At 59.9% G+C, this 26,241-nt stretch carries 31 protein-coding genes; 15 read left to right on the forward strand and 16 right to left on the reverse strand.

What is annotated here, in order from left to right; translation table 11 throughout:
* The first annotated feature begins 6 nt into the window (after nt 1-6).
* Entirely contained in the window at nt 7-717 is a 711-nt protein-coding gene (locus ACYAS9_RS27245; RefSeq protein WP_463571533.1) for a hypothetical protein, read from the forward strand.
* 42 nt (nt 718-759) lie between these two features.
* Here the strand turns inward: ACYAS9_RS27245 and ACYAS9_RS27250 are convergent, their stop codons facing one another.
* Both ACYAS9_RS27250 and ACYAS9_RS27255 read right to left on the reverse strand, forming a co-directional pair.
* Entirely contained in the window at nt 760-1,704 is a 945-nt protein-coding gene (locus ACYAS9_RS27250) for a lysozyme inhibitor LprI family protein (protein WP_463571535.1), read from the reverse strand.
* A 61-nt stretch (nt 1,705-1,765) separates the two neighbouring features.
* Nucleotides 1,766-2,677, reverse strand: coding sequence for a LysR family transcriptional regulator (locus tag ACYAS9_RS27255; protein WP_463571536.1), 912 nt, complete (start codon nt 2,675-2,677; stop codon nt 1,766-1,768).
* A 117-nt stretch (nt 2,678-2,794) separates the two neighbouring features.
* On the opposite strand from ACYAS9_RS27255, the gene ACYAS9_RS27260 reads away from it, so the two are divergent.
* Both ACYAS9_RS27260 and ACYAS9_RS27265 read left to right on the forward strand, forming a co-directional pair.
* Complete coding sequence (locus tag ACYAS9_RS27260) at nt 2,795-3,265, forward strand: VOC family protein (protein WP_463571537.1); 471 nt, start codon at nt 2,795-2,797, stop codon at nt 3,263-3,265.
* The gene (locus tag ACYAS9_RS27265; protein WP_463571539.1) at nt 3,262-3,849 is read left to right on the forward strand and encodes a glutathione S-transferase family protein; all 588 of its coding nucleotides are present in this window, start codon (nt 3,262-3,264) and stop codon (nt 3,847-3,849) included. Before ACYAS9_RS27260 ends, ACYAS9_RS27265 begins: the two co-directional genes overlap by 4 nt.
* Before the next feature lie 29 nt (nt 3,850-3,878).
* Here the strand turns inward: ACYAS9_RS27265 and ACYAS9_RS27270 are convergent, their stop codons facing one another.
* From ACYAS9_RS27270 to ACYAS9_RS27280, 3 genes are read right to left on the reverse strand one after another with little or no spacing between them, the layout of a single operon-like run.
* Nucleotides 3,879-4,361: an OsmC family protein gene (locus ACYAS9_RS27270; protein WP_463571540.1), complete on the reverse strand. Its 483-nt coding sequence runs from the start codon at nt 4,359-4,361 to the stop codon at nt 3,879-3,881.
* A 50-nt stretch (nt 4,362-4,411) separates the two neighbouring features.
* Nucleotides 4,412-4,750, reverse strand: a complete 339-nt coding sequence (locus ACYAS9_RS27275; protein ID WP_459745598.1) for a tRNA-binding protein — start codon at nt 4,748-4,750, stop codon at nt 4,412-4,414.
* A 25-nt stretch (nt 4,751-4,775) separates the two neighbouring features.
* The gene (locus ACYAS9_RS27280) at nt 4,776-5,390 is read right to left on the reverse strand and encodes a LysE family translocator (RefSeq protein WP_463571700.1); all 615 of its coding nucleotides are present in this window, start codon (nt 5,388-5,390) and stop codon (nt 4,776-4,778) included.
* Between the two features lie 164 nt (nt 5,391-5,554).
* On the opposite strand from ACYAS9_RS27280, the gene ACYAS9_RS27285 reads away from it, so the two are divergent.
* Nucleotides 5,555-6,007 carry an Lrp/AsnC family transcriptional regulator gene (locus ACYAS9_RS27285; protein ID WP_463571542.1) on the forward strand — a complete coding sequence of 151 codons (453 nt, stop codon included), beginning with the start codon at nt 5,555-5,557 and terminating at the stop codon, nt 6,005-6,007.
* 3 nt (nt 6,008-6,010) lie between these two features.
* Here the strand turns inward: ACYAS9_RS27285 and ACYAS9_RS27290 are convergent, their stop codons facing one another.
* Nucleotides 6,011-6,838 (reverse strand): aldo/keto reductase, encoded by an 828-nt coding sequence (locus ACYAS9_RS27290; protein WP_463571543.1) that lies wholly within the window; start codon nt 6,836-6,838, stop codon nt 6,011-6,013.
* 169 nt (nt 6,839-7,007) lie between these two features.
* Between ACYAS9_RS27290 and ACYAS9_RS27295 the strand changes: the two genes are divergently transcribed.
* The 8 genes from ACYAS9_RS27295 (at nt 7,008) to ACYAS9_RS27330 (ending at nt 14,097) form a co-directional block, all read left to right on the forward strand.
* A complete protein-coding gene (locus ACYAS9_RS27295; protein WP_463571545.1) occupies nt 7,008-7,430 on the forward strand; it encodes a MarR family winged helix-turn-helix transcriptional regulator in 423 nt (140 codons plus the stop codon).
* 49 nt (nt 7,431-7,479) lie between these two features.
* Nucleotides 7,480-8,784, forward strand: coding sequence for an MFS transporter (locus ACYAS9_RS27300; protein ID WP_463571546.1), 1,305 nt, complete (start codon nt 7,480-7,482; stop codon nt 8,782-8,784).
* Nucleotides 8,785-8,889: 105 nt separating this feature from the next.
* A complete protein-coding gene (locus ACYAS9_RS27305) occupies nt 8,890-10,242 on the forward strand; it encodes a D-serine ammonia-lyase (RefSeq protein ID WP_463571547.1) in 1,353 nt (450 codons plus the stop codon).
* A 34-nt stretch (nt 10,243-10,276) separates the two neighbouring features.
* Nucleotides 10,277-11,215, forward strand: coding sequence for a DNA-binding transcriptional regulator DsdC (gene dsdC / locus ACYAS9_RS27310; protein WP_463571548.1), 939 nt, complete (start codon nt 10,277-10,279; stop codon nt 11,213-11,215).
* Between the two features lie 36 nt (nt 11,216-11,251).
* The gene (locus tag ACYAS9_RS27315) at nt 11,252-11,644 is read left to right on the forward strand and encodes a RidA family protein (protein WP_463571549.1); all 393 of its coding nucleotides are present in this window, start codon (nt 11,252-11,254) and stop codon (nt 11,642-11,644) included.
* A 422-nt stretch (nt 11,645-12,066) separates the two neighbouring features.
* A complete protein-coding gene (locus ACYAS9_RS27320) occupies nt 12,067-12,477 on the forward strand; it encodes a hypothetical protein (RefSeq protein ID WP_463571551.1) in 411 nt (136 codons plus the stop codon).
* A 223-nt stretch (nt 12,478-12,700) separates the two neighbouring features.
* Nucleotides 12,701-12,892, forward strand: a complete 192-nt coding sequence (locus ACYAS9_RS27325) for a PAAR domain-containing protein (RefSeq protein WP_463571553.1) — start codon at nt 12,701-12,703, stop codon at nt 12,890-12,892.
* A 263-nt stretch (nt 12,893-13,155) separates the two neighbouring features.
* Nucleotides 13,156-14,097: a hypothetical protein gene (locus ACYAS9_RS27330; protein WP_463571555.1), complete on the forward strand. Its 942-nt coding sequence runs from the start codon at nt 13,156-13,158 to the stop codon at nt 14,095-14,097.
* A 20-nt stretch (nt 14,098-14,117) separates the two neighbouring features.
* Here ACYAS9_RS27330 and ACYAS9_RS27335 read toward each other — a convergent pair whose 3' ends face one another.
* The 5 genes from ACYAS9_RS27335 to ACYAS9_RS27355 form a co-directional block, all read right to left on the reverse strand.
* Nucleotides 14,118-14,624 carry a hypothetical protein gene (locus tag ACYAS9_RS27335; protein WP_463571556.1) on the reverse strand — a complete coding sequence of 169 codons (507 nt, stop codon included), beginning with the start codon at nt 14,622-14,624 and terminating at the stop codon, nt 14,118-14,120.
* 79 nt (nt 14,625-14,703) lie between these two features.
* On the reverse strand, nt 14,704-14,979 hold the full coding sequence (locus ACYAS9_RS27340) for a hypothetical protein (RefSeq protein ID WP_463571558.1): 276 nt from the start codon (nt 14,977-14,979) through the stop codon (nt 14,704-14,706).
* A gap of 238 nt (nt 14,980-15,217) precedes the next feature.
* Entirely contained in the window at nt 15,218-16,138 is a 921-nt protein-coding gene (locus ACYAS9_RS27345; RefSeq protein WP_463571559.1) for an AEC family transporter, read from the reverse strand.
* Nucleotides 16,135-17,301, reverse strand: coding sequence for a pyridoxal phosphate-dependent aminotransferase (locus ACYAS9_RS27350; RefSeq protein ID WP_463571702.1), 1,167 nt, complete (start codon nt 17,299-17,301; stop codon nt 16,135-16,137). The genes ACYAS9_RS27345 and ACYAS9_RS27350 overlap by 4 nt, the downstream gene beginning before the upstream one ends.
* Before the next feature lie 91 nt (nt 17,302-17,392).
* Nucleotides 17,393-18,259 (reverse strand): LysR family transcriptional regulator, encoded by an 867-nt coding sequence (locus tag ACYAS9_RS27355; protein ID WP_463571560.1) that lies wholly within the window; start codon nt 18,257-18,259, stop codon nt 17,393-17,395.
* Between the two features lie 125 nt (nt 18,260-18,384).
* Between ACYAS9_RS27355 and ACYAS9_RS27360 the strand changes: the two genes are divergently transcribed.
* Complete coding sequence (locus tag ACYAS9_RS27360) at nt 18,385-19,059, forward strand: NADPH-dependent F420 reductase (protein WP_463571561.1); 675 nt, start codon at nt 18,385-18,387, stop codon at nt 19,057-19,059.
* Nucleotides 19,060-19,161: 102 nt separating this feature from the next.
* A complete protein-coding gene (locus ACYAS9_RS27365) occupies nt 19,162-20,352 on the forward strand; it encodes an MFS transporter (protein ID WP_463571563.1) in 1,191 nt (396 codons plus the stop codon).
* A gap of 135 nt (nt 20,353-20,487) precedes the next feature.
* On the opposite strand, the gene ACYAS9_RS27370 is transcribed toward ACYAS9_RS27365, so the two are convergent.
* The 5 genes from ACYAS9_RS27370 to ribBA form a co-directional block, all read right to left on the reverse strand.
* Nucleotides 20,488-21,639, reverse strand: coding sequence for an ABC transporter ATP-binding protein (locus ACYAS9_RS27370; protein ID WP_463571564.1), 1,152 nt, complete (start codon nt 21,637-21,639; stop codon nt 20,488-20,490).
* A complete protein-coding gene (locus ACYAS9_RS27375; RefSeq protein ID WP_459745631.1) occupies nt 21,636-22,451 on the reverse strand; it encodes an ABC transporter permease in 816 nt (271 codons plus the stop codon). Before ACYAS9_RS27375 ends, ACYAS9_RS27370 begins: the two co-directional genes overlap by 4 nt.
* A 6-nt stretch (nt 22,452-22,457) precedes the next feature.
* On the reverse strand, nt 22,458-23,426 hold the full coding sequence (locus ACYAS9_RS27380; protein ID WP_463571565.1) for an ABC transporter permease: 969 nt from the start codon (nt 23,424-23,426) through the stop codon (nt 22,458-22,460).
* Nucleotides 23,411-24,436, reverse strand: a complete 1,026-nt coding sequence (locus ACYAS9_RS27385; RefSeq protein WP_463571566.1) for an ABC transporter substrate-binding protein — start codon at nt 24,434-24,436, stop codon at nt 23,411-23,413. The genes ACYAS9_RS27380 and ACYAS9_RS27385 overlap by 16 nt, the downstream gene beginning before the upstream one ends.
* Before the next feature lie 270 nt (nt 24,437-24,706).
* Nucleotides 24,707-25,816: a bifunctional 3,4-dihydroxy-2-butanone-4-phosphate synthase/GTP cyclohydrolase II gene (ribBA, locus tag ACYAS9_RS27390; protein ID WP_463571568.1), complete on the reverse strand. Its 1,110-nt coding sequence runs from the start codon at nt 25,814-25,816 to the stop codon at nt 24,707-24,709.
* Nucleotides 25,817-25,910: 94 nt separating this feature from the next.
* Between ribBA and ACYAS9_RS27395 the strand changes: the two genes are divergently transcribed.
* On the forward strand, nt 25,911-26,198 hold the full coding sequence (locus ACYAS9_RS27395) for a DUF1330 domain-containing protein (protein WP_463571570.1): 288 nt from the start codon (nt 25,911-25,913) through the stop codon (nt 26,196-26,198).
* The last annotated feature ends 43 nt before the right edge of the window (nt 26,199-26,241 follow it).

Genomic DNA, 26,241 nt, shown 5'->3' on the forward strand with positions numbered 1-26,241 from the left:
ACCACCATGTATTACTGGAACAAAGATAATTTCGAAGGGCTTCTGACGCTTGCGCAAAGCCTGGATGCAGATCCCGACCTGAAGCCACTGGCGAGCTATTGTCGATATCGAGAACAAGGGCTACGTCGCGAAGCATTTTCTGCACTTGAAGGGTTTCTCGTCGCATCACGTTCGTTTGACAGCGCCACAGCACGTCGCGCGGCAATCGAAATCCTGGAAGCCAATTCGCGGACCTCGGAATCCCATCAGTTTCTGACCCAGCCGCTCACCGCTCGTTTTCTGGTGCCTACGTTGAGGGCATGGATGGAGGAAGATGCTGGAGCAAACTTGCCTGTGCGATGGCTCGGGATACTCCACCGCGACCCCGAACTGCTGACCCGAGCACTTGCTCTGTGCCCCGAAGACAGGCCTGTGCGGACGATACTGATCGACTTCGCACTTGGATGGGCTGACCACGCCACCCATCATCTTGACGAGTCGATGTTCCTGGGCAGCGTTGACGAGGCGATCTCAGCGCTGGAACGTGCCAGAAGCCTCATAGCAAAAGCCCCTGATCCCGAGGCGCTGGCTCACCTGACATCTGAAGTGCACTATTTCGATCGCCTCATCGCGGACTGGAAAGCCTATTCGGAAAATCCCCAGGGCGGCTTCCCGGAGTGGTGCGCGGAGCGAGGACGAAACTACAACTACCCGGTCAAGATTTACTACGAAAAATGAAGGGCCCACAGATCAAGCGCGTCACTCCTGCAAGACATTGGCTCACGCCTGTTCTTCAATTTGCGGGTAGTTCGCGTAGTGCGTCATGCAATCGACAAGGGAGCTGAACTCGACATAACGGCACAGCCAGACACTGAGGAAAGTGTAGGCGTAGCTCATCTCGTGGACGACAACATCAGCGACAACCTGCTGGTTATAGTTGCGAATTTCAGCTTCACGGCGGCTTTCGCCCTTCTTGCGGGTCGGCATCAACAGAAGCAGCAGGAACAGCACCAGCGCATAAAAGACGCTGACCAGGATCATCTTGCACAGAAACGACGCGACGACTTTCCACAGCGCATCGTTGGCGTTCCATGAGCTGATCCAGGCGAACACCGCCGCCAGCACCAGCACCATGACGGCGATGGCCTGCGGGATCGGCGAGGGCAGTTCCAGCCAGGCCAGCACGCCCCAGACGATCAGCGCGCCAAGCGGCACAAGGTTGGTGACCAGTGCATCGGTGAAGTTGGTATAGACGGTCAGTGTCTCGCGCCGATGCAGGAACACGCAGGCCACGACACCGATCACCAGCAGGGTCAGGGCGTATTTCCACGCCGGCCCATCGACAAAGCGCTGCCACAGGCCTTTTTCCAGGGCTGGACTGCTCGCTTCGTTGTTGACCTTGACCGGCGTGCGCTCGGCACGGATGAGCTGGTTGAGGGCGTTCATTCGTGAGGTGATGCCGTCGTCGACGCATTTGGCAACCGTGCAGGCGTTTTGCGTCGCCAACCACTGTTGCTGGTTGCTTTGCAAGGCTGCCGGGTTGCGGCTGACCTGCAAGGCTTCGCGGTACACCAGGTTCAGGGCGTCATTCATTTCGCTCAGCACTTGATCGCGACAGATCGTCTTGTCGGCAAAGCCGGCCGCCTGGCTGCAATCGAGACTGCTGGCGGTGGCTGTTCCAGCCAACAGGGTCAACAGCAGCAGAAGCGCACTGCGCAACATCATCGTTTCGTCCTTTGAAGTTATCAATCCGGGCGCGCATGATGCAGATCCAGAAGGTTGATGTCTATTGGCTATCAGTCAGGTCGGGGTTCGGCACCTGAGTTTGTAATCTCGGGCAGGCCCAGTCGATAAATGCCCGCACCCGTGACGACAGCATCTGCGCATGCGGGTAGACCAGTTGCACCGGCAGGTCTTCGGGTTCGAAGTCCTGCAGGACCCGTTGCAGACGCCCGGTTTGCAGCTCTTCCCAGACCTGATAGTGCAACAGCCGCGCAATGCCCAGGCCCTGCACGCAAGCCAGACGGGTCGAGCGGATCTGGTTGGTGGTCAGGCGCGGCTGCACGCTGTGCACCTGTTCGGTTTTGCCCTGGCGAAAATACCAGTGCCGGCCTTGACCGGCGATGGCGATGCAGGCGTGCTGCTGGAGCATTTCCGGGCTGTCGAGGGGCGCGGCGCTGTGGAGGTAATCAGGGCTGGCGCAGGTAATCAGCCGCGTGCGCCCGACATTGCGCGCAACCATCGAGGAGTCGGGCAGGCGGCCAATGCGGATCGCCAGGTCCAGGCCATCGTCGAGCAGGTCAACGATGCGGTCATCAAGGGTCAGCTCAATGCGCATGTCGGCGTGCGCCTTGAGAAAATCGTTGACCAGCGGGGCGATGTAGCGCTGGCCGAACTCCACCGGCGCGGTGAGCCGCAACAGCCCGGCCGGGCGATCGTGGCGGGCATCGAGCCGCTGCTCCATCGCATCGAAATCGGCGAGCATGCGCCGGCTCCAGGCCAGGTACTCGGTACCTTCCTCGGTCAATGCCATGCGACGGGTGCTGCGGTTGAGCAGGCGCACGCCGAGGTGTTTTTCCAGTGCCGCCAGCGAGCGCACCAGTGAAGCCACCGATTGGCCCGTGCTGTCGGCCGCTGCACTCAGGCTGCCGCTGTCATTAATGCGTATGAAGTTGGCCATGGCCTTGAGCCGGTCCATTGATCCTCTCTGATCTGTGCAGTAAGTGCATAAGTGTTGTCAGGTGCGCGGTATAGGTTCGGGCGCCTGCAACCGCCAGACTGTGCCGGTGAATCATTGCCACGGAGCATCCCGATCATGCACAGCCCAGCCACGCTTGAAAATCCTGTCAGTAACCTTGTACGTCCGCTCAATCCGGCGCGGATCATGGCCTACGATCATATCGGCATCCGCGTCAGCGACAAGCAGCGTGCCCTGAGCTTCTACCAGGCGCTGGGCTTTGTCGAAAGCGATCGCTTTGTCGAGCATGAAGCCAACGAGATGCTCAGCCCGGACGGCGTGCGCATCAACCTGATCTTCAACGGCGCCCGCTTGCCCGCCGCGCATAACGTCTTGCTCGACGCGGCGATCAAGCTGCCGGGCATCACCCATCCGGCTTTTATCGTCGACGACCTCGAGGCCTTGCAGGGCTGGCTGGGCGAGCAGGGCATCCGCATTACCCAAGGCCCGCACCGCATCGGACCACGGCGCATCGCGCTGTTTATCCGCGACCCGGACGGCAATGTACTGGAATTCAATCAACTGATCGCAGAAGGCGCAGACGCATGAAACTCTATGACCTGACATTGTCCGGCAACTGCTACAAGGTCCGGCTGTTCGCCGCCCTGGCACGCATCGAGCTGGACATCGTGCCGGTGGACCTGGCAGGGGGCGAACATTTGCGTGCGCCTTTTATCGAGCTCAATCCGCTGGCGCAAGTGCCGGTGCTGGTCGACGGCAAGACGCTGCTGCGTGATTCACAGGCCATTCTGGTGCACCTGGCCGGCACTTATGGCGGCCTTGCCTGGTGGCCCGGCGAAGCGGCCGCCCAGGCGCAGATTGTGCAGTGGCTATCGTTTGCCGCCAATGAGGTGCAGCACAGCTTGTGTGCGGCCCGCCTGGTCGACAAGTTTGGCTATGCGCTGGACAAGGCGGCAGCACTGGAAAAGTCCGTACGAACCCTGGCAGTGCTCGACGCCCACCTGCAGCAGCACGACTGGCTGGCCATCGGCCGGCCGAGCATTGCCGACTGCGCGGTGTACCCGTACGTGGCGCTGGCGCCGGAAGGCGGCGTGCACCTGCAGCCTTATCCGCATGTGAACCGCTGGCTGCAACGCGTCGAGGGCCTGCCGGGGTATCTGGGCAAGCCCTGATACAGCGCTGGCGGCCCATGATTGTCGTGTCAGGCAACCGCACTGACCGACAATTCAGGTTCATGGCTGACCGGAAAATTCACCGAGCGGGCGATGAAGCATTTCTCGTGAGCGACCCGATGCAGCTCATGCGCTTTTTCAAGGTCGGTGCCTGGTGCCAGAACCACCTTCGGCCTCAACACCACCGAGGTGAATTGCCCCGCGCCATCGGCTTGCTCGAGCATGGCACCGTGCGCGTTGTCCTCGTAGGCCAGCACGACGAGCCCGGCTTCGGCGCACAGGCCCAGGTACCAGAGTTTGTGACAGGCCGAGAGCGAGGCCACCAGCAGTTCTTCCGGGTTCCAGCGGGCGGGATCGCCGCGAAAACTGGGGTCGGATGAACCTTCAAGGGTCTGCTTGCCGGCGACCTTGATGTCATGGTTGCGACTGTAGCCACGGTAGGAGGCCGTGCCGGTGCCCTGGTTACCGGTCCATACGACCTGGACCGGGTAGTGGTGCTGTTTGTCAGCCATGTCTTCCTTCCTGGGAGTGGGGTGGTCAGCAATTCTACGGTGTGCAGGGGTTACAGCAAGCGCGTACCCAGCGGCACATTCAGATCCGGTACGCATAAGGCCACGGCGCCGTTTTCATCATGAAAGCCGGTGACCAGGCATTCGGACTGAATCGGGCCGATCTGCTTCCTGGGAAAATTCACCACGGCGACCACCAGCTTGCCGATCAGCGCGTCAGCGGCGTAGTGATCGGTGATCTGGGCGCTGGATTTCTTGATGCCCAGCTCTTCGCCGAAATCGACGTGAAGGATATAGGCGGGCTTGCGCGCCTTCTCAAAGGGTTCGGCGGACACAATGCGGCCGACGCGCAGTTGGACCTTGGTGAAATCCTGCCAGTCGATCAGTTCCATGGGCGCTCCTTGATGTGGAGCGCCATCATAGTAGATGTTCAAGCAGCAATGCTGCGGCAATGACGATCATGGCCATCCCGGAAATTCGCCCGACGATCCGCGCCGCTGCCGGACGTGTGCGCAGCACCGCCTGAGCGCTGAATCCGACCAGCAGGTAAACCACCGCGCAACTGCACACATGCAACAGACCCATGGCGACGATCTGCAACGGTATCGGCCAGCTGCCATCGGGGTCGGTAAATTGCGGCAACAGCGCCAGAAACAACAGGAAGACTTTCGGGTTCAGTCCGCTGACGCAGGCGCCTTTCAGTGTCCAGTGAGTCCAGGACGCCGGCGCCTGAATCTCACCGGCCGCAGGCGTTGCCGGCTTGAGCAGCAGGTTGACGCCCAGCCACAGCAGATAGCCGGCACCGGCCAACGTCAGCACGGCCATCGCCACCGGTGTGCCCGCCACGATCGTGCCGACCCCGGCGGCGACCACCAGCGTGGCTGCCAGGTGCCCGGATAACAGCCCGCCGGCTGCCGGCACCACACTGTTGCCGCGCATGCCCGCCGAGATCATGTAGGCCCAGTCGACGCCGGGCGTGATGATGAACAACAACGACACGGCCCAGAACGCGGCCAACAGGCTGGCGCTCATCGGGCTGCGACTCGGGGTGTCATCGGGGTGGCTGAAGCAGAAATGCAAGACGGCATGGGTTCTTTCTCTCAAGGGATATCGGAAAAAGAACGATAAAGAGATGCTGCTAGAATTGGCTTCCAAATCTTCCAGAATAAAGCTGCAAAAGGGGTAGATTCTTGCTTATGGATCGCACTGATAAAAAGATTCTTGCCGAGTTGCAATCCGACGGTCGCTTGTCGGTCACCGAACTGGCCGAGCGGGTGGGCTTGAGCCTGTCGCCGTGTCACCGTCGATTACGGGCGCTGGAAGAGGGCGGCGTGATCAAGGGTTACCGCGCCCAGCTGGCGCCGGAAGCGGTCGGTTTGAATTTTTCTGCACTGGTATTCGTAACCATGCGCGAAGGCAACAGCGAAGCGGTTATCGCTTTTGAAACGGCGCTGCAAGACATCGCGCAAGTGGTCGAAGCACAGCGGCTGTTCGGCGACCCGGATTATCTGCTGCATGTGATCAGCAAGGATTTGCCAGCCTTTCAGCGTTTGTATGACGAGCGCCTGACCCGCTTACCCAATGTGCAACGGCTGACCTCGACACTGGTGATGAAGCAGGTGATCGCGGGCCGGCCGTTGCCGCTCTGAAACTCAGTTCAACGTCTCAGGATCCGGCCCCAGACGCTCGCCGCTGTCGAGCGTCGCAATGGCCGCCAGGTCCTCGGCATCGAGCTGGAAATCGAACACCTGAAAGTTTTCCGCAATGCGCGATTCGGTCACCGATTTGGGAATGGCGATCAGCCCCAGTTGCAGGTGCCAGCGAATGATCACCTGGGCGCTGCTGCGGTTGTGCCGGGCGGCAATGTTCTTGATCACTGGATTGTCCAGCGCCTTGCCCTGGCCCAGCGGGCTCCATGACTGGGTGCGAATGCCCAGTTGCTCATGAAGGCGGCGCAGCTCGCGTTGCTGCAACGACGGGTGCAGTTCGATCTGGTTCAACACCGGGGCGACGCCGGTCTCGTCAATCAGCCGTTGCAGGTGCTCGCCGGTAAAGTTCGACACACCGATCGAGCGCACCTTGCCTTGCTCCTGAGCCTTGATCAGGGCACGCCAGGTGTCGACGTAGAGGTTTTTGGCGGGCGTCGGCCAGTGGATCAGCAGCAGGTCGACATAGTCGAGTTGCAGGCGGCTCAGGCTTTGTTCCAGCGCCAGGCCTGCGGCCGCAAAGCCCTGGTCAGCGTTCCAGACCTTGGTGGTGACGAACACCTGGTCACGGCCGAGACCGGCATCGCGGATACCGGCGCCGACACCTTCTTCGTTGCCGTAGATGGCGGCCGTGTCGATGTGCCGATAGCCGATCTGCAAGGCCTGGCTGACGGCGGTGCGCGCCTGTTCCGGGCTGGCTTGCCAGACGCCCAGGCCCAGTTGCGGGATCTGTTTGCCGTCGGACAGGTCGATGATGGATTGTCGCTGGGTCATGAATGCCTCGCTGGGTGGTTGAACAGGATGGACCAAGACCTTCCTGTGTTTTTCGGCAGGCCGTCAATTGCATTTTCTGCAAGTGAACAGGCATGCCCTTGGCGTATTGGACGTCATTGAGGCGTAAAGTTGCCATTGACATCTGTGTAATTGCACATATGATCGGCTCATGAATAAATCCCAAGCCACCGGGCTCTGCCACTGTCATGCCGTCAGGCGCCATGCGCGCTTTCTGACCCGGCTGTACGACCGGCATTTGTCTGCCGCGAACATCTCGATCTCGCAGTTTTCCATCCTCGTGCTGGTCAATAAAAATCCCGACATCGCCATTGCCGAGCTGGCCGAGGCCATGGTCATGGAAAGAACCACGCTGGTCAGGGCACTCAAGCCGTTGCAGGCCGAGGGGTTGATTCACAGCCGGGCCGAAGGGCCGCGTGCTGCGCTGCGGCTGGCGCTTTCGGAGCAAGGCTTGCTCAAGGTCAAGGAGGCCAGGCCGTTCTGGCTGGCGGCGCAGCAGGAGTACGAAGACCTTGTGGGCGCTGAACGCGCCGTGGCGATTCGCGAGTCGTTGCAGGTTTCGGCGGGCGACTGATTTTTTTTGCTTATACATGTGCAATTACACACATCATGGAACCGTCATTATGCTCTCGACCGCTCTGGCGACCTCGCTGGCCCGCCGCAAGATTCACTACAGTTGGGTCGCCCTGACCGTCACCTTCCTGACCATGCTGGTGATGGCCGGTGCCATCGGCGCACCGGGCGTGTTGATCACGCCGCTGCGTATGGAATTCGGCTGGGACACCGCCGATATCTCGGCGGCGCTGGCGCTGCGTTTTGCCTTGTTCGGTCTGATCGGGCCGTTTGCAGCGGTGTTCATGAACTACTACGGCGTGCGCCGGGTGATGCTGACGGCGCTGGGCATCGTCGCCACAGGACTTGGCTTGTCGCTGTTCATGACCCAGTTCTGGCAGTTGGTCGTGCTCTGGGGATTGCTGGTCGGTTTCGGCACCGGGCTGACCGCCATGGTACTCGGCGCCACGGTCGCCACGCGCTGGTTCAGCCAGCGGCGCGGTCTGGCGCTCGGGTTACTGGCGGCCAGTTCGGCCACCGGGCAACTGGTGTTCATGCCGATCATGGCCGGCCTGACCGAAGCCTACGGCTGGCGCGTCGCGCTGGGCTACATCGGGGTGGCGATTGCGCTGGTGGCGCTGGCGGTGTTCCTGCTGATGCGCAATCACCCCGCCGATCTCGACCTGCCGGCCTACGGCGACGACAAGGCCGAACCGCCCGCCGCACGCACCGCGAGCATGGCGCAGATGCTGGCCAGCCCGATCAAGGTGCTGGTCGAGGTCAGTTCCAGCTGGACCTTCTGGGTGCTGTTCCTGACCTTTTTCATCTGCGGCGCCAGCACCAATGGCCTGATCCAGACCCACTTCGTCAGCCTGTGCGGGGACTACGGCATCGTTGCGACCACCGCTGCCGGGGTGCTGGCGATGATGGGGATCTTCGATTTCATCGGCACCGTCGGCTCGGGCTGGCTCTCGGACCGTTTCGATAATCGCTGGCTGCTGTTCTGGTACTACGGGCTGCGCGGTATTGCCCTGATGCTGCTGCCGTTTTCGGATTTCACCCTGTTCGGCCTGTCGATCTTTGCCTTGCTGTACGGCCTGGACTGGATCGCCACCGTGCCGCCCACCGTCAAACTGACCGCACAACGTTTTGGACCAGCGCGTGCCAACATCGTCTTCGGCTGGATTTTCGCCGGGCATCAGTTAGGCGCGGCGTGTGCGGCCTACGGCGCCGGCTGGACACGCACGAATCTGGCGACTTACCTGCCGGCGTTTTTTGTCGCGGGGCTGTTGTGCCTGATTGCGGCGTTGCTTGTATTGTCGATCACGCCGGCACCTGCGGCGGCTGCGGCAAAGCCGGTGGCGCAACCGGCGTGAAGCGTAAGTGAACAGGCGTCATCCAGTGCCTGACGAACGATCGTTTGTGAACGCCAAAGGCTTGAAATCTAATCCATGCACACGTTCTCACGACAGGTCGTTCCCATGATTCACGGCAAGACGCTCGACACCTGGTATCAAAGCCATCCTGTTATCAAGGATCTGGTTTCATTGCAGGAAACCACCTGGTTCAATCCGGCGATTGCGCCGGCTTCACAGGCCTTGGCCGATGTTGGCCTGACAGTCGACGATGTCAACGCCGCCAGTGAACGCCTGCGCCGCTTCGCGCCTTATATCGCCAGCGTGTTCCCGGAAACCGCGGCAGCGGGCGGCATCATCGAGTCCGGGATTGTTCCGCTCACGTTATTGCAGCAACGGTTGTTGAGTGAGGCCGGTATCGCGAATAGCGGTTCGCTGTGGCTGAAAAAAGACAGCGAACTGCCGATCTCCGGCTCCATCAAGGCGCGTGGGGGTATTCATGAAGTGCTCAAGCATGCTGAAGACCTGGCGCTGCAAGCCGGACTGATCACGCTGGATGACAACTATGAAGTGCTGGCCAGTGACACGGCACGGGCATTCTTCAGCCGCTACAAGATCGCGGTAGGCTCGACAGGCAACCTGGGTTTATCCATCGGCATCATGAGTGCAACGCTGGGGTTCCAGGCCACGGTGCATATGTCCGCCGACGCCCGACAATGGAAGAAAGACAAACTGCGCGCCAGTGGCGTGACGGTTGTCGAGTACGCGTCCGACTACAGCGTGGCGGTCGAAAACGGTCGCTTGCAAGCGCAAAACGATCCCGCGTGTTACTTCATCGACGATGAGAACTCACCGCACTTGTTCCTCGGCTATGCCGTTGCCGCCGAACGTCTGGCCCGGCAGTTTGCACAGGAAAACGTGCAGGTGGATGCCGATCATCCATTGTTCGTTTACCTGCCCTGCGGCGTGGGCGGCGGCCCTGGCGGAGTTGCGTTTGGCTTGAAGCTCGTCTTTGGTGATGCGGTGCACTGCGTATTTGCCGAACCGACCCATTCACCGTGCATGCTGCTCGGGGTCTATACCGGTCTGCATGACCAAGTGAGTGTTCAGGATTTTGGCATCGACAACGTCACGGCTGCCGACGGGTTGGCAGTTGGGCGCCCTTCAGGTTTTGTCGGGCGGGCCATGCAGCGGCTTATCGATGGTTACTACACCGTCACAGATGAAGCACTTTATCGCCTGATGTTTCTGGCCCATGAACTTGAGCAGGTAAAACTGGAGCCTTCAGCGCTGGCCGGTGCGCCGGGTATCGTGCGGGTACTGGGTAATGAGGCGTATCTGCAACGTATGGGTGTTTCGGCGGCCCGGTTGGCCAACGCCACGCACCTGATCTGGGGGACCGGCGGAAGCATGGTGCCTGCGGCAGAGTTCGCTGACTATCTTGAAAAGGGCAGTGTGCTGCAACATCCTGCGCACTGACCAGAACGCACAGCCACACAACAGGAGTGCAGCCATGCCCGTATCGGGCTTGACCCAGGCGCCCAGGCTCAATGGCGCGCATCTGTCCAACCTGCATACCTTTCTGGTGGCCGCCCGGCATTTGAGCTTCGCCCGCGCGGCCGATGAGTTGTGCCTGACCGCCAGCGCGGTCAGTCACCGCATCGCGCGCCTGGAAGAAGAGCTGTCGCTCAAGCTGTTCCACCGGCTGCCGCGAAAAGTCGAACTCACCGACGATGGCGAGCGGATTTTCAAGGTCATGCAGCAGACCATGGACACGCTGTCAGCGGCGGTAAAAGAACGTTCGCACGCACAGATCGAAGGGCAACTGTGCTTCTACGCCAGGCCTTCGGTCGCGCAAGGCTGGCTGGTGCCAAGACTGGCCGATTTCACAGCGCGTTATCCTGCCATTCAACTCGATATTCGGGTCGGTAACGAGCCGATCGACTTCCGCACCCGGCGCATCGACCTGATGCTGTGCTATTCCAATGGCAACTACCCTGGGCTTGAAAGCCTGCGCCTGATGCCCGAAAGAATCGCGCCGGTGTGCAGCCCGCAATATGCCCGGGATCACGGTTTGATCGATCGTCCAGAGCGCTTGTCGGACTGCAAGGTGTTGCATGACGTGGCCGCGTGGGAAAACATGGCGTTCGATGCCGAGTGGCGTGCATGGCTGGAAGCGGTGGACGACACCCGCGAACTGCCGGCCCGCTTCATGACCTTTGACCGCTCCGACCTGAGCACACTGGCGGCAATCAATCATGCCGGCGTTGCCATGGGGCGCGAGCAACTGGTGCGCAGGCACATCGACAGCGGCGAACTGGTGCTGCCATTCGGTGGCTTCAGGGAGGTGACCGGGTATGGCTACTCTCTGGTTCATCCGCCGCACGAAATCATGCCCAGGCGGTTAAAGGTGTTGATCGAATGGCTGGTTGAACAGGCGAGCATCGGATAGGTTGCTCTTCCGATTAATCGTTGAGCGTCAACCATCATGAGCGACCGCCAGATCATCGTCCCGGACAGCATGAAATCACTCTCCGAGCGTGCCGGCTACGCGCCCGCCATCAAGGTCGGTACCACGCTTTATTGCGCAGGGCAGGTAGGCCGCACACCCGAGTTGGTGGTAATCGAAGACCCTGAACAACAGTTTTTCGCTGCCTGGGAAAACCTGCGTCTTGTCCTGCAAGCGGGCGGCTGCAGTTTTGAAGATGTGGTGGATATGACGACTTACCACATTGACCTGCAACGCCACATGCCGCTGTTCAGAAGCGTGAAGGACAAGGTCTTTCCTCGAAATACTTGCGCATGGACATGCATAGGCGTGAGCGAACTGGCAAAACCGGGTTTGCTGGTGGAGATCAAGTGCGTAGCGGTGAGGCAATGAACCATGGGTTCAAACAAGATTCTGCTCAGGGAAGGCGGTACCTATGTTGTGGCGGCTTGCTTGATTAAAACGGCTTTTGGTTTGTAATGAAACAGGGGGGGCATTAAGTTAATGTCCCTAGCTTTATCGATTGCTGATTGTTCGTGATTGCTGCGACGAGATAATTTCGGAAAACATCTGCTTGATTGCCCGAATGCTTAGGGTTAAGTCGTATTTTTTAAGTAATTATGAGTGTTGATTAACAAAGGCCTCGTGATGGGCTCGCTTTCTTGCTTTGTAGGAAATGTCTTTAAATGTGCTGGGATATTTCTTATTTTGATAGAGGGCTCTGGATTGATTAATTGAAATGGCCCAGTGTTGGCGCGTGAGATATTGGCTTGTACTGGTGGGTGGTTTGACTGCTGCCTTGCTAGCTAGGGCTCATGCTCTACCCCCCCCCCCCCCCCAAAAAAAAACCTGTATTGGAGATTGACAGGAAGTCGCCTGTTGCGTTTTCTGTGACTGAACAGGGTGGGTCATACCCTTTATCAATTCCCGTTGAGTTTATGGAAGGGATTGAAGATATTTATGACGATGTGTTCCTGCAGGACTTAAATGATGACGGCATACATGAGGTTGTATTCAGGATGCCGGCGAGCGCTGTAAATGCTTGCTCAAGAATATTGATTTACGATGCGGATAGTCGTTCGCTAGACGAGTTGATTTTTTCAAACGGTGATGTGTGCAATCTTGAAACTCGGAATGGGTATTTGATTAGCCGTTATCGGGATGGCGCAATGTGGAAAGAAGATGTTTATAGGTTGGCAGGGGGTAAGGCGTTACCCATTCTATAGGATAGCTGCGTTGGCTGCGGGGAGGTCAGGCGTAAGCAATATGACAGCGATGGCTCATCGGTTGATTATTCGGTATCGGATGATCCTGATTTTGAAAAGCGGCAACCGTTGGATGATCGTCACTGCTCTCCTCTGAGAGGTATGTGTACTGATTAAATTGTCAGGGGCTTGCAAACCCGTAACCCAGCTTTAGTCTGAATTATTTACTTATCGAGGATTTACTATGCACGGCATCATCCGCATTGGCGATAAAACCACATGTGGCGGCACGGTCATGTCCGGCTCCAGTGCCATGATATTCAGCGGTATCGGTGTGGCTCGGCAGGGTGATCCTGTGATGTGTTCAGTACCACTTCATGTACTTGCGGTGATTTCGTCATTGCCCGAAGCAGGAATGCATTCCTCATGCCGGTGAGACTGGATCAACTTCCAGAAGAGGCCGAACTGCCCGAACAGTCACATGTATGGTTTTGGATGTTGGTGTGGCCATTATTTGTCGTGCTGCTCGTAGCGGGGTCAGATGTGTTAGCTGGTCGTGACTTGTTATGGCCGTCGATACTGTCCACAGCGTTGCTGGTGTTTAGCCCGGTGACTATAATCAGACTGACCTTTTAGTACATTCCTTTTTTTCTAAGCACACGCTTTAATGAAGATCTTGAAAAACACCGTCAGAAACTCATGAAGATTGGACGTCGCTCTTTGGACGTGCTGGGTACAAGCCTGTACACCGGCTTGCGGCAGGCAGGTGACCGCAGTGGTGCCGCGCAACTGCAAGCCATGCTCAGTGATGGCAGGGCGCTCAAGCGGCAGCCTTCCAGACTCGGCTCTGACGTTGTGGGTTATAGCCGGTTGGCCGGTATTGAAGGATCGCCTCACAGTGTGCTGCTGCAAACATTGAAACAGGTGCTTGCCGATCTGGCGCCGACGTTGCTACAGGTTCCTGCTACCACGCGCTTGGCCTTGTTGCTGGAAATCGACTGCGGCTTGCCCGAGGATCAGGTGCAGCGGATTTTGGCAAGCGCGTGGGCCGAGTCAGGCATTCTCCAAACGACCATCGCAGTAGACCGCACAGGTCTGGATGCTGTGGATCAGTGGCTGGAGCGGCCTATGTCTGATCAGGAACTGGGGTTGATCGTTGCCGTACGTCTTGCGCCGCAGCCCCTGAAAGGTTCTGCTGAGGTAGCGCTGAGGTTGCTGCTGGGCAATAAGCACAAAGCTACTGTGCCTCCCATCGCCTGTCTGCACCGGCCGGAGCAGGAGCGTGAACCCAATGCAGAGTCTTTGCAGCAGGCTGCCGAGAACGCGCTGGAATGGGCGGCTGTATCCGGGCAGAAGATTTATCGAGGCTGGCGAGCGGGTGTCGATATGCGGCGCAATGCATGTTTTAGCCAGATGTACAGTCGCCTGTCCATACCTCTGCAACCCGGCATGACGCTGTGCCATCTGGATGCCTTGCTGGGACGAGCCGGTGAGGCTTCGTCATGGCTGGCGATTGCCGCTGCGATTCAAGCCGCTCAGTTTGAAGGGGGGTGGCAATTTGTGGTGAGCGGCAATGACCATCCAAGGGGCCGGCTCTGGAGTACGGTCGTGGCACCTGTGAAATTGCCTTCACCACAATAATGGCCCGCAGCATGGCTTGGTCATGAACGAGGGATCTTCTGAGCAGAGCTCGTGGCCTCGTCATACACCTCACGCATGTTATGCAGCGCCTTGAATGACGCCGCGAAGATTTGCTCCTGCGTCCAGTGGCGCGTTAACCAGATGCTTAGTGAAGCATTTGAAAGTTGCCACCACGTGTTGGAAGGCCTCGCTTCCAGCGTGTGTAAATAATCGCGAGTGACCCAATGCACAACTCTGTCGCCGCCAGAGGTTTTCTGAAGGCTGGCCACGTTGTCCGTGTTAGCCATCGTGTAAAAGCGGTAGACGTAGCTGTAGGGATTGCGCTTTTCAATGACCGGTTCGCCCGGGCTTTTGGTAAGCCGCCATACCCAGTCCTGCTGCGCCGCTGACAGCACCTCGGTCGGCGGTTCGGGAAGGCGCGAAATACCGTGTAAACCCACCCAATAAATCATCATGGGCGAGAGCAGCACCAACACAACAAGCGCCAGCACAATACCGCCCAGCCAGTAACAGAATCGATGAAGCATGAGAGGCATCCTGTGCAGCCGTAGAACTAATGTCAGGCAGGCCACGAAAAGCGACTCTGCATTTCAAACCAGTCAGTCATTATTTGTCGCGAATAGCCGCAAGAATGCTCTGACAGTCCGATTCATACCCGCGTAACGGCAGCGCCTGAAGCCGCTTGCTCAAGGCTTGCAGCGTGGCTGCCTCCTGTGAGGCGGCAGCGTTCTGTACATCGGCGGACACCTCGACAAGCACCTGGGTGTAGCAATCGTGTACGGAAAACGACGTCAACATACTGCCCAGGTACCAGGCCGATGCGCAGAGCAATACTATCGACACGCTTGGCAGTGCCGCTTTTATCCGGCGAGTGAAAATCATTTATCTGATCCTTGGGTGTTCTGCCTGATGCCTATGAAGACACCGCTCACTCAAGGACGTATCAGCACCACCGATTTTCAGACTGTGCGGCAATCCAGCGGGCGGCCGCTCAACGTCAGCGGCAGGCTCAGGCCGTGTGGCAGACCGAGCTGCGAGCAGGTGCCCTGAAGGCGCCTGCTGTGATGCAGAGTTGCGCTTCGGGTTGAGTTCAGACGGTAAGTATCTCGCTGCACAGGCATTACAGTGCCAGAGCGAACACCATGACTACCGGTAATATGAGCGCCGCCGACACTGTCTGCACCGCAATGATATTGGCCATCAACACGGCGTCACCGCCCATTTGCCTGGCCATGATGTACGAGGACGACGCCGTCGGCAGTGCCTGAAAGATCACCGCGACGGCGGCGGCTTCTCCGCCGAATCCCGATGCTCGACACGCCGCATAGACCGTCGCGGGCATGACCAGAAACTTGAACAACGATGACCACGCGATCGGCCTTATGTGAGGGCGCAGTGAATGCAGATTCAGGGCGGCGCCGACGCACATCAATCCCAAGGGCAAGGCGGCGTGCCCCAATGACTCGATCACGGGCGACAAATAGCCCGGCAGTGGCAGGCCGCTGAGACGAAACAGTACGCCCAGCAAGCATGACAGCAGCAGTGGATTGGTCAGGATCGACCTGACGATGCTGTTGAGCGCTTTATCGCCCGTTGCACATTTGGCAAACACCGCGACACAAAGAATGTTCACGGTGGGCACGATAACGGCATTGGCCACCGCCGCCATGGCGACGCCTGCGCTGCCAAACAGTCCGGCGGCCACGGTCACGCCAATAAAATTGTTGAAGCGGATGCCGCCCTGGAACACGGAGGTAAAGGCCGGGCCTTGTGTGCTTATCCGTTGGCGAAAGAGGTACAGAATGGCTGCGCTGCACAATGTGGATGCCAGTAGCACCGAGGCCATTGCGGTTATGGGCACCTGCTGGAGGTCCGCCGTGGCCAGGCTATAAAAGAACAGCGCAGGCAGCAGGATGTAATAGCCAATGCGTTCAGCGCCTTGCCAGTAGCTGTCGGCCACGAAGCCTTTGATCTTGATCAGCCACCCCAGCGCAATCAATAAAATAACCGGGCAAACAGTCGAGAGCACCAGAGGGATCATTTTCGGCCATTCCCGATGCAGTCCACGATGCGCTTGCAGCCCTCGATCAGGTGCTGTTTTTCGGTCGCAAAGGACAGGCGCAAGGCATTGGGCACGCCAAAGGCCGAGCCCGGTACGAGCGCGACGCCGTAGTCGTACAACAACCGTTGCGCCGTGGCATCACCATCGGCCATGGCGCAGGTCAGGGTCGGAAACAGATAAAAGGCGCCCTCGGGCCGTGTGACGATCAGTCCGGGCGATGACTGGAGTATCGACAACGCGGCGTCCCGTCGCTCGCGATAAATCTCATTGCGCTCTCGCAAGCACTGCTGAGAACCCTGTAACGCGGCCACGGCGGCAATCTGGCTCAGGGTTGAGGTTTGCGTGCAGTTCTGCGACTGCACGGCATTTATGCGCTCGATCAGGTGCCGTGGCCCGGCGCCCCAGCCGACTCGCCAGCCAGTCATTGCATAGGCTTTCGAGACGCCGTCCACCGTCAGTGTCCGGTCCTTGAGCGACGGCACGACACTCAGCAACGTGCGCAAGGGTTGGCCGTTATCCGCAAAATGGATAGGCGCATAAATGTCGTCTGACATGATCATGACGTGCGGGTGCTTGAGCAGCACCGCACCCAGTGCCTCTAGATCGTTGGCGTTGTAAGTCACGCCGCTCGGGTTGCCGGGAGCATTGATGATCAACCAGCGGGTTCGTTCGGTGATTGCCGCTTCAAGCTGCCCGGCCTGCAGGCGAAATCCGTTTGTCTGGCTGCAGGGCACGATGACGGACCGGCCACCGCAGGCATTGACCATGTCGGGATAGGAAGCCCAGTAGGGCGTGGGAATAATGACTTCGTCAGCGTGTGCGATGGTGGCCAGGAAGGCGTTGAAAATGATCTGTTTAGCCCCGCAACCGACTGCAATTTCGTCAGTGCCATAGCGCAAACCCCGGTCTCGCTCAAAAGCATGAACGATGGCGTTGCGCAGTTCCGCTAAACCGTTGGCGGGCGAATAGCCCAGCTTTCGTGTTTGCAGCGCGGCATGAGCGGCCTCGATGACATGCGCGGGCGCATTGAAATCAGGCTCGCCCAGGGTCAGGTCGATGATGTCGTGACCCGCTGCTTTCAGCTCGGCTGCGCGCCGGGCCATGGCCAGAATAGGGGAGGGTGGAGGGAGTGCAATGTTCATCAAAGGCGCCTTGGCTGGGGGTTGCAGACAAGGTAGTGAATGCGTTCGATAAATAAAAACGGGATGTTTTCACGTGAGGATTGAGAAAAACTTAATGGTTGCCCAGTGCCTTGACCAGCACGCCAGCCAAGTGCTGACGGCTGCTTTTTTCATGTTCCAGCAGCACAACCCGGCGAATGAGCTGCGGGTCGCCAAAGGGCAGAAGGGTGACGCCTTCCAGTTTCAGTAAATCCTGGTCCGGCATCGGCACTACGGCTACTCCCAGCCCCTGCGAGGCCATGCGCGACAACGCTTCCTGACTATCGAGCTCCATGGCCTCGGTGACATCAATGCCCATCCGGTTAAGTTCCTGCTCGATGACCCGGCCAGCCCAGGCGCGCTTGTCGAAGCGCAGAAAGGGCTGATTGGCCAGCAGTTCCGCCAGGCTCTGTCCCTCAAGGTGTCGTGCTGCTACCGCCCAGAACAGATCGTGGTAAAGGGGCGTCACCTTCAGGCCCGACGGGAAGGGTTTGACGGGTTCGGTGGTAATGGCAGCATCCAGCTCGCCGTCCTGAACCCGTCTTGCGAGTTCCGATGACATGCCGGAAACCACGCTGATATGCAGTTTGGGGTGATGATTCCTGATCCACACCAAGGCTTCGGGCAACGGGCCTGCCAAGGCGGTCTGAATGGCACCGATCCTGAGCTTGCCGCTCAGTCCGGGCCCTGCATACAGTTGGTTGGCCAGGTCATCGTACTGTGCAATGAGGCTTTCAGCCTGGGCCAGCGCGAGTTGGCCTGCCTCGGTCAGCGTGACCTGGCGTCTGCTGCGATCAAACAGGCTGACGTGCAGCTCATCCTCCAGTGATTTGATCTGCAGGCTGATCGCGGACGGCGTCAGGCTGAGGATATCGGCGGCTTTGACAAAGCTGCCGTATCGGGCAATGGCAACAAGGGAACGCAGGGCCTTCAGAGACATTGATCAACCTTCTGGTGCAGGCAAAGTGCATAGGAAACGCAGGCGCGGCAAGCTTACCTTTCCTTTCGGCACAAGCTCTACTACGGTTGCTAACCAGGCCATTTCCCGACCCAGGAGCGCAGTGCATGCCCAGAACCTTTTTCGTCTTCCTCGCCGCCATGATCCTGTGCACCAGCCAGGCCATGGCCGATACCCTGAAAATCAGTGTGATTGGCGCCGGCAAGGTCGGCGGCACGCTGGGCACCTTGTGGGTCAAGGCCGGCCATGAGGTGATGTTTTCCTCGCGTCATCCCGAGGAATTGACCGATCTGGTCAAGAGCGCCGGACCCACTGCGCGGGCGGGCTCGATCAGCGAGGCGGCGCAATGGGGCGATGTGATTGTGCTGAGCGTGCCTTATGGCGCAATGCCGGCGCTGTCCAGGCAGATCAAGGACGCACTGGCGGGCAAGATGGTGCTCAGTGCCAGCAACCCGTTCAGTGGCCGCGATGCCGAGATTGGCCGCAAAGCGCTGGAGCAAGGCGTTGCGCTGGCGGACCAGCAGTATCTGCCCGGCGTGCATCTGGTGCGGGCGTTCAACGCTATCGGTTATGCCTCGATGAGCAGCCAGTCCGGCAAGGGCAAGGCGATTGCCACTTTTGCCGATGATGCCCAGGCCCGCGAGATGGGTGCCCGGCTGGTGCGCGACGCAGGCTTTGTGCCGGTGCTTTTACCCTTGGCGCGGGCCAACGATGGCTTGCCGGGCGGCCTGACCAGCGGGGTGATGAGCGAGGCTGAACTCAAGCAGAAACTGGGGCTTTGACGGCGCTTATACCCTGCAGTTTTGAAATATTCGCTAATGATTATTTGACCAATCGCTCAACAATCCATAGGGTGTCTGGCCGTTTTTCTGCCTGAGACCCTCATGACCGACCGCTCTAAATTGCCCCCGACCGTCTACCTGCTGGGCTTGACCATCTTCTCACTGGTCACCGCCGAGTTCATGGTCGCCGGCATGATGCCCGCCCTCGCCGAAGCGTTCTCGGTAAGCCTGGCGCAGGTGGGCAACCTCATCGCCTTCTATGCGCTGGGCATGGCCTTGGGTGGTCCGCCGGTCACGGTGTTGCTGCTGTCGCGCGGCATCGGCAACAAGCAGGCGCTGGTCGGGTTGCTGGCGGTCTATGTCGCGGCCGGCGTGCTGGCCGCCGTTGCGCCCAGCTACACGCTGCTGGCGCTGGCGCGGATCATCATGGGGATTTCCAGCGCGGCCTGCATCGGCCTGTGCATGACCGTGTGCGCAGGCCTGGTGCCGCTGGAACGTCGTGGTCAGGCGGTGTCGGTGGTGTTGGCCGGGCTGATGCTGTCGCCGGTTGCCGGCGTGCCGATGACCGCCTGGGTCGAACATCATTACGGCTGGCGCGCCAGTTCATGGCTGGTGGTCGGGCTGGCGCTGATCTGCACCGCACTGGCGGCGACACGCCTGCCGAGCAGCAAGGCCGGCAGCGAGCCTGCGCTTTCGCGGCAATGGGCAACCTTGAAAAGCCGCAGCCTGTGGGGCGCTTATGTCACCAGCGGGCTGATCATCGGCGCGACCTTCGCCGCCTTCAGCTATTGCACGCCGATCCTGATTGAAGAAGTGGGCATATCGCCGGGCCAGGTGGCGCCGTTGCTGGCGTTGTACGGCGTGGCCAACCTGCTGGGCAACATGCTTATTGGCCGCATCGCCGACAGCCATACGTTTACCGCGTTGCGTGCGGGGCTGGCGGTCATGGTGCTGGCACTGGCGGGTTTTGCCCTGTCGGGCGAGCAGCACTGGCTGAGTCTTGCGTGCTTTATCGCGCTGGGCCTGACTGGCGTGGCGCTGAACCCGGCCATGGTTGCGCGGGTGATGAAGGCGGCTGAGCCCGGTGCACTGGTCAATACCTTGCACACCTCGGTGATCACCGCAGGGTTGGCGTTCGGCAGTTGGGCGGGCGGCGCCGCCATCGAGGCCGGTTATGGTTTGCGCGCGCCGCTGTGGGTGGGCGCGGGCATGGCGTTGCTGGGCCTGCTCAGTGTCATGCTGCCGAAAATGGCGCGCAGACCGGTAGATTGCGCAAGTTTGTCTTCACGTTAATCCCGTAGAAGCGCGTTCTGTCGGACCGCCGCGACCGGCTGCGTTAGCAGTCGTAAATTCTCAGCGGTTCCGAGATTTTGCGAGCGCTACGCACTCGGTCGCGGGCAGAGCGCGCTCCTACAGGTAAACGCGGCTTCAATGCGCGCCAGCGGCCTTGTTCAGGTCGCCGTCGGCCCATTCGGTGTAGATGCAGGCATCTGCCGTGGCCCAGCGCACTTTCACCGTATCGCCGGCTTGCAGCGGCATGCCGGTGGCTGAAAGCGCCTTGACGGTCATGGCCGTGCCGCTGTCGGTGACCACTGCGCAGGTCTGGCTTTCACCGAGAAACAGCACTTCGGTGACCTTGGCGGTGACTTCGTTCCAGCCTTCGGCCAATGGCGTGCTCAAGGCCTGGCTGACGCTCAGGGCCTGGGCTTTTTCCGGGCGGACCATCAGCAGAATGTCCTGATCGGTTTTCAAGCCTGCGGTCAGGCGGATCGACAAGGGCTGGCCCTCGAAGGTCGCCACCGCATTGCCCTGGGCCTTGAGGCGCAGGAAGTTGGAGTTGCCCAGAAACGAGGCGACAAACGCATTCGGCGGGTTCTGGTACAGGTCGTAACCGGTGCCCAGGCCGACGATCTTGCCGTGGCTGAAAATCGCGATGCGCTGGCTCAGGCGCATGGCTTCTTCCTGGTCGTGGGTCACATAGACAATGGTGATGCCCAGGCGGCGATGCAGCTGGCGCAACTCGTCCTGCAGGTCTTCACGCAGCTTCTTGTCGAGTGCGCCAAGCGGTTCGTCCATCAGCAGGATGCGTGGCTCGTAGACCAGCGCCCGGGCAATGGCCACGCGCTGTTGCTGGCCGCCGGACATTTGCGACGGGCGACGATGGGCGAACTGGTCGAGTTGCACCAGCTTGAGCATCGCGTCGACTTTCTGGTCGCGCTCGGCGGCTGACATCTTGCGGATGTTGAGCGGGAAGGCAATGTTGTCGCGCACGTTCAGGTGCGGGAACAGCGAGTAGCGCTGAAACACCATGCCGATGCCGCGTTTGTGCGGCGGCACGTTGATCAGCGATTTGCCGTTGACCAGAATCTCGCCGCTGCTTGGCGTCTCGAAACCGGCCAGCATCGACAGCGTGGTGCTCTTGCCCGAGCCGCTGGAACCGAGGAAGGTCAGGAACTCGCCGTCCTTGATGTCCAGGTCGATATTGTCCACCGCAGCGAAGTCGCCGTAGTGCTTGTTCAGGTTGCGCAGGCGCACCAGGGGCTGGCCGGCGGTTTCGGAATCTTTGATCACGGCGCTCATGAGGTACTCCGGGCTTCGTTACGGCGACGCAGGGTCGCGGCGATGAACATGACCAGCACCGACAGGCCGATCAGCAGGGTCGAGGCGACAGCAATGACCGGGGTCAGGTCCTGGCGCAGGGTGGTCCACATTTTCACGGGCAGGGTTTGCAGGGTCGGGCTGGCCATCATCACGCTCAGCACCACTTCATCCCACGAGACCAGAAAGGCGAACAGGGCGCCGGCGATCATGCCGGGGCGAATGCCCGGAAAGGTCACCTTGTAGATCGCCTGCAGCCGCGAGGCACCGCAAATCACGGCGGCGTCTTCGATGGACTGGTCGAACAGTTTCAGCGAGTTGATGATCGAGATGATCGTGAACGGCAAGGCAACGATCACATGGCTGACCACAAACGAAAACAGCGTGCCGGTGTAGCCCAGCTTGAGAAACAGTGCATAGACCGCCACGGCGATGATCACCAGCGGCACGATCATCGGCAGGGTGAACAGCCCGTAGAGCATGTCGCGGCCGGGAAAGCGCCCGCGCACCAGGGCAAAGGCGGTGGGCAGGCCCAGCGCGACGGCGAAGATCGTGGTCAGGATGGCGACCTTGAAGCTCGACATCGCGGCCGCCATCCAGTCGGGGTTGGAGAAGAACTGCTCGTACCATTTGAGCGTCCAGCCCGGTGGCGGGAATACCAGCCACTGCGAGGAGCCGAACGACAACAGCACGATGAACACAATGGGCAACAGGAGAAACAGGGCGATCAATCCAGTGACGGTGTACAGGCCAATCCGTAGCCGCGAGCCCATCGCGTTGGGGGTCAGGAGCATGATCGCTTACCTCGCGTTGCTGGCGCCTACCGGGGATTCCGGCTGGAGCTTCAGGTAGAAATAGAACATCACCAGGGTGATGGCGACCAGGAGCGCAGCGGCGGCGCTGGCCAGGCCCCAGTTGAGGAACGACTGCACCTGCTGGACGATGAACTCGGGCAACATCATGTTCTGCGCGCCGCCCAGCAGGGCCGGCGTGACGTAGTAACCGAGCGACATCACGAACACCATCAAGGCGCCGGAAAACAGCCCCGGCCGGCACAGCGGCAGGAACACCCGGAAAAAGTTGGTCCATGGGCTTGCGCCGCAAATGGAACCGGCTTGCAGCACCATCGGGTCGATGGCCTGCATGGTCGCCTGCAAGGGCAGGACGATGAACGGAATCATGATGTAGCTCATGCCGATCACCACGCCGGTGAGGTTATGCACCATCTCCAGTGGTTGATCGATGAGGCCCATGCCCATCAAGGCCTTGTTGATCACGCCCGAGGCTTGCAGCAACACCAGCCAGGAATAGGTGCGGGCCAGCAGGCTGGTCCACATCGACAGCAGGACCACGTTAAGCAGCCAGCGGCCCCAGCCCTTGGGCACCAGGGTAATGGCCCAGGCCAGCGGGAAGCCCAGCAGCACGCTGAACAGGGTCACCAGGCCTGCGACCGAAAAGGTGTTGAACAGCACGCGCGAATAAGCCGAGTTGGCAAACAGTTGTTCGTAGTTGCCCAAACCCGGAACCGGCTCCAGAAAGCCGCGCAGCAGCAGACCGATCAATGGGGCGAAGAAGAACACGCCGAGAAACAGCAGCGCCGGCAGTAGATTGCGGCTGCCGCGCCAGCGTTGGGCCAGGGAAGGCTTGATAGTCATGTTCGCTCGCAAGGTCTGGGCCGGGGCGTGAACCGCGCCGGCGGTGCGCGAGGCACCACCGGACACAGAGGGTTGGCCGGGTAGCGTGGCCGCCATTTTTACTTGACCAGCCATTCGTTCCACCGTGTAGCAATATCAGGACCATTTTTCGCCCAGTAGGCGAAGTCCAGGGTGATCTGCTCGGATGCGTAGTTGGTTGGCAGGTTTTTCGCCAGGGTCGAATCCAGGCGCGCCACGCTGTCCGTGTTGACCGGGGCATAGGCGCTGAGGTTGGAGAAGTCGGCCTGGCCTTTGGCGCTGGTGGCCTCGGCAATGAACTTCATGGCGGCGTCTTTGTTCTTGGCGCCTTTTGGCACGACGAGGAAATCGGCCATGACCAGGTTCTGTTTCCAGCTCACACCGACCGGTGCGCCGTCTTGCTGCAGGGCATAGACGCGGCCGTTCCACATCTGGCCCATCGAGGCTTCACCGGACGCCAGCAGTTGCTGCGACTGAGCACCGCCGCCCCACCAGACGATGTCTTTCTTGATGGTGTCGAGCTTCTTGAAGGCGCGGTCCAGGTCCAGCGGGTAGAGCTTGTCTTTTTCTACGCCGTCGGCCAGCAGGGCCAGTTCCAGCACGCCAGGGCTTGGCCATTTGTAGAGGGCGCGCTTGCCGGGGTAGGTTTTGGTGTCGAACAGGGCGGCCCAGCTTTCTGGCGTGGTCTTGCCCACTTTGCCTTCGTTGTAGCCCAGCACGAAGGAGAAGAAGAACGAGCCGGCGCCATGGTCGGAGACGAAACGCGGGTCGATCTTGTCGCGCTTGATCGTGTTGAAGTCCAGCGGTTCCAGCAGGCCTTCGGCGGCAGCACGCAGGGCAAAGTCAGCCTCTACGTCGACCACGTCCCACTGGACGTTGCCGCTTTCGACCATGGCCTTGAGTTTGCCGTAGTCGGTTGGGCCGTCCTGTACGACCGTGATCCCGCTGGTTTTCTGGAAAGGTACGGCCCACGCCTGTTTCTGGGCGTCCTGGGTCGAGCCGCCCCAACTGACGAAGTTGACGCTCTCGGCAGCCATGGCGGCAACACTCGAGAATGCCAACACACCAGCGGCCAGCACTGCAGTTGCACGTTTGTTCAACACCATTTTCACGCCCTCATTTGTTGTGTTTTGAGCGGGCTTGTGTTTTCGCCCGCGTATTCGGAGCAGTAGGTCCAAGTGGACCTTTTGAAACTGGGCGACCGTGCCAGGTGCTTTTGTTATTGGGCTACGTGTTGACGCGTGCCCCTGACGAAAATCTCGGTCTACGGGATATCATATTATGGTATTCCAAACTTTCTGCAAGCGTTTTGCCTGCCTCAAGACCCCTCCATCTGACGTTTTTTCATAGGCGGTCTTTACCCGTGAAAAGCGGGCTTAACCGGTGAAAGGAATGCTCTCTACAACCTCAAGGTCGTAACCGGTCAAGCCCGCGTATTTCAGCGGTGCGCCCAGGTGACGCAGCTTGCCGACGCCCAGGTCCTGAAGGATCTGCGCCCCGGTGCCGACCTCCGAATAGATGCGCGATTGCGAGCGGGTGTACTGGCGCGGCGGCTTGGTCAGCTGCGGCACGCGCTCCAGCAATGCTTGCGAGGATTCGTGGTTGGCCAGCACCACGACCACGCCGTGGCCTTCTTCGGCGACCTTTTGCAGGGCGGCCCACAGGGTCCAGTTGGCAGGCCCGGTGTATTCGGCGCCGACCAGGTCACGCAGCGGATCGACCACATGTACGCGCACCAGCGTCGGCTCGTCGCGCTTGATGTCGCCCATGACCATGGCCATGTGTACGCCGCCTTCGATGCGGTCTTCGTAGGTAAACAGACGGAAGGTGCCATGCACCGTCGGCAGCTCGCGCTCGCCGATGCGCTCGACCGTGTGTTCGGTGCTCAGGCGGTAGTGGATCAGGTCGGCGATGGTGCCGATGCGAATGCCGTGTCTGGCGGCAAAGGCTTCAAGGTCCGGGCGGCGGGCCATGGTGCCGTCGTCGTTCATGACTTCGACGATCACCGAGGCCGGGCTGAAGCCGGCCAGGCGCGCCAGGTCGCAACCGGCCTCGGTGTGCCCGGCGCGGGTCAGCACGCCACCTTCGCGGGCGCGCAGCGGAAAGATATGCCCCGGCTGCACCAGGTCTTCGGCCGTGGCATTGGCGGCCACGGCCGCTTGCACGGTACGCGCCCGGTCGGCGGCGCTGATGCCGGTGGTGACGCCGGTGGCGGCTTCGATAGAGATGGTAAAAGCGGTGGCGAACACGCTGCCGTTGCTGGGCACCATCTGCTCAAGGCCCAGGCGCTGGCAGTGTTCTTCGGTGAGGGTCAGGCAAATCAGCCCGCGCGCTTCGCAGGCCATGAAACTGATCGCCTGCGGGGTGCAACGATCGGCGGCCAGCAGCAGATCGCCTTCGTTTTCCCGGTCCTCGTCATCCACCAGCAAGACCATCTTGCCTTGGCGATAGTCGTCAATGATGTCTTCGATACGGTCGAACGGCATGCTCAGGATCTCGGTTTTATGGATGAATGAATCGTGGTATACCATAAGACAGAATATTTCATGAATTCCCTATCAATGAAACAGTGAGATCGTGATGAAAGCTTATTGGATCGCCCATGTCGATGTAACCGACCCGCAGCAGTACAGCGAATATACCCAGCGCGCGCCCGAAGCGTTCAAATTATTTGGTGGCAAATTCATGGCACGCGGCGGTCGCTCCGAAGCCATCGAAGGCCGTGAGACACCGCAACGTACTGTGGTGATCGAGTTTGAGTCCTACGAACAAGCGCTGGCCTGCTACAACTCGCCGCAGTATCAGGAAGCCATGAGCCACCGCCAGGGCGTGGCCAAGGCGGAGATCGTGATTGTAGAAGGGATCTGAATCAGGTCTTGCCTGGATTGGCGGGGGAATTTTGTCCTGCACC

This window comes from Pseudomonas sp. HP_08 (assembly GCF_055284095.1).

Excerpts from the sequence above, each read along its gene's own strand:
- ACYAS9_RS27245 (WP_463571533.1), top strand. The coding sequence starts at position 7 with ATGTATTACTGGAACAAAGATAATTTCGAAGGGCTTCTGACGCTTGCG.
- ACYAS9_RS27250 (WP_463571535.1), bottom strand. The coding sequence starts at position 1,704 with ATGATGTTGCGCAGTGCGCTTCTGCTGCTGTTGACCCTGTTGGCTGGA.
- ACYAS9_RS27255 (WP_463571536.1), bottom strand. The coding sequence starts at position 2,677 with ATGGACCGGCTCAAGGCCATGGCCAACTTCATACGCATTAATGACAGC.
- ACYAS9_RS27260 (WP_463571537.1), top strand. The coding sequence starts at position 2,795 with ATGCACAGCCCAGCCACGCTTGAAAATCCTGTCAGTAACCTTGTACGT.
- ACYAS9_RS27265 (WP_463571539.1), top strand. The coding sequence starts at position 3,262 with ATGAAACTCTATGACCTGACATTGTCCGGCAACTGCTACAAGGTCCGG.
- ACYAS9_RS27270 (WP_463571540.1), bottom strand. The coding sequence starts at position 4,361 with ATGGCTGACAAACAGCACCACTACCCGGTCCAGGTCGTATGGACCGGT.
- ACYAS9_RS27275 (WP_459745598.1), bottom strand. The coding sequence starts at position 4,750 with ATGGAACTGATCGACTGGCAGGATTTCACCAAGGTCCAACTGCGCGTC.
- ACYAS9_RS27280 (WP_463571700.1), bottom strand. The coding sequence starts at position 5,390 with ATGAGCGCCAGCCTGTTGGCCGCGTTCTGGGCCGTGTCGTTGTTGTTC.
- ACYAS9_RS27285 (WP_463571542.1), top strand. The coding sequence starts at position 5,555 with ATGGATCGCACTGATAAAAAGATTCTTGCCGAGTTGCAATCCGACGGT.
- ACYAS9_RS27290 (WP_463571543.1), bottom strand. The coding sequence starts at position 6,838 with ATGACCCAGCGACAATCCATCATCGACCTGTCCGACGGCAAACAGATC.
- ACYAS9_RS27295 (WP_463571545.1), top strand. The coding sequence starts at position 7,008 with ATGAATAAATCCCAAGCCACCGGGCTCTGCCACTGTCATGCCGTCAGG.
- ACYAS9_RS27300 (WP_463571546.1), top strand. The coding sequence starts at position 7,480 with ATGCTCTCGACCGCTCTGGCGACCTCGCTGGCCCGCCGCAAGATTCAC.
- ACYAS9_RS27305 (WP_463571547.1), top strand. The coding sequence starts at position 8,890 with ATGATTCACGGCAAGACGCTCGACACCTGGTATCAAAGCCATCCTGTT.
- dsdC (WP_463571548.1), top strand. The coding sequence starts at position 10,277 with ATGCCCGTATCGGGCTTGACCCAGGCGCCCAGGCTCAATGGCGCGCAT.
- ACYAS9_RS27315 (WP_463571549.1), top strand. The coding sequence starts at position 11,252 with ATGAGCGACCGCCAGATCATCGTCCCGGACAGCATGAAATCACTCTCC.
- ACYAS9_RS27320 (WP_463571551.1), top strand. The coding sequence starts at position 12,067 with ATGCTCTACCCCCCCCCCCCCCCCAAAAAAAAACCTGTATTGGAGATT.
- ACYAS9_RS27325 (WP_463571553.1), top strand. The coding sequence starts at position 12,701 with ATGCACGGCATCATCCGCATTGGCGATAAAACCACATGTGGCGGCACG.
- ACYAS9_RS27330 (WP_463571555.1), top strand. The coding sequence starts at position 13,156 with ATGAAGATTGGACGTCGCTCTTTGGACGTGCTGGGTACAAGCCTGTAC.
- ACYAS9_RS27335 (WP_463571556.1), bottom strand. The coding sequence starts at position 14,624 with ATGCTTCATCGATTCTGTTACTGGCTGGGCGGTATTGTGCTGGCGCTT.
- ACYAS9_RS27340 (WP_463571558.1), bottom strand. The coding sequence starts at position 14,979 with ATGATTTTCACTCGCCGGATAAAAGCGGCACTGCCAAGCGTGTCGATA.
- ACYAS9_RS27345 (WP_463571559.1), bottom strand. The coding sequence starts at position 16,138 with ATGATCCCTCTGGTGCTCTCGACTGTTTGCCCGGTTATTTTATTGATT.
- ACYAS9_RS27350 (WP_463571702.1), bottom strand. The coding sequence starts at position 17,301 with ATGAACATTGCACTCCCTCCACCCTCCCCTATTCTGGCCATGGCCCGG.
- ACYAS9_RS27355 (WP_463571560.1), bottom strand. The coding sequence starts at position 18,259 with ATGTCTCTGAAGGCCCTGCGTTCCCTTGTTGCCATTGCCCGATACGGC.
- ACYAS9_RS27360 (WP_463571561.1), top strand. The coding sequence starts at position 18,385 with ATGCCCAGAACCTTTTTCGTCTTCCTCGCCGCCATGATCCTGTGCACC.
- ACYAS9_RS27365 (WP_463571563.1), top strand. The coding sequence starts at position 19,162 with ATGACCGACCGCTCTAAATTGCCCCCGACCGTCTACCTGCTGGGCTTG.
- ACYAS9_RS27370 (WP_463571564.1), bottom strand. The coding sequence starts at position 21,639 with ATGAGCGCCGTGATCAAAGATTCCGAAACCGCCGGCCAGCCCCTGGTG.
- ACYAS9_RS27375 (WP_459745631.1), bottom strand. The coding sequence starts at position 22,451 with ATGCTCCTGACCCCCAACGCGATGGGCTCGCGGCTACGGATTGGCCTG.
- ACYAS9_RS27380 (WP_463571565.1), bottom strand. The coding sequence starts at position 23,426 with ATGGCTGGTCAAGTAAAAATGGCGGCCACGCTACCCGGCCAACCCTCT.
- ACYAS9_RS27385 (WP_463571566.1), bottom strand. The coding sequence starts at position 24,436 with ATGGTGTTGAACAAACGTGCAACTGCAGTGCTGGCCGCTGGTGTGTTG.
- ribBA (WP_463571568.1), bottom strand. The coding sequence starts at position 25,816 with ATGCCGTTCGACCGTATCGAAGACATCATTGACGACTATCGCCAAGGC.
- ACYAS9_RS27395 (WP_463571570.1), top strand. The coding sequence starts at position 25,911 with ATGAAAGCTTATTGGATCGCCCATGTCGATGTAACCGACCCGCAGCAG.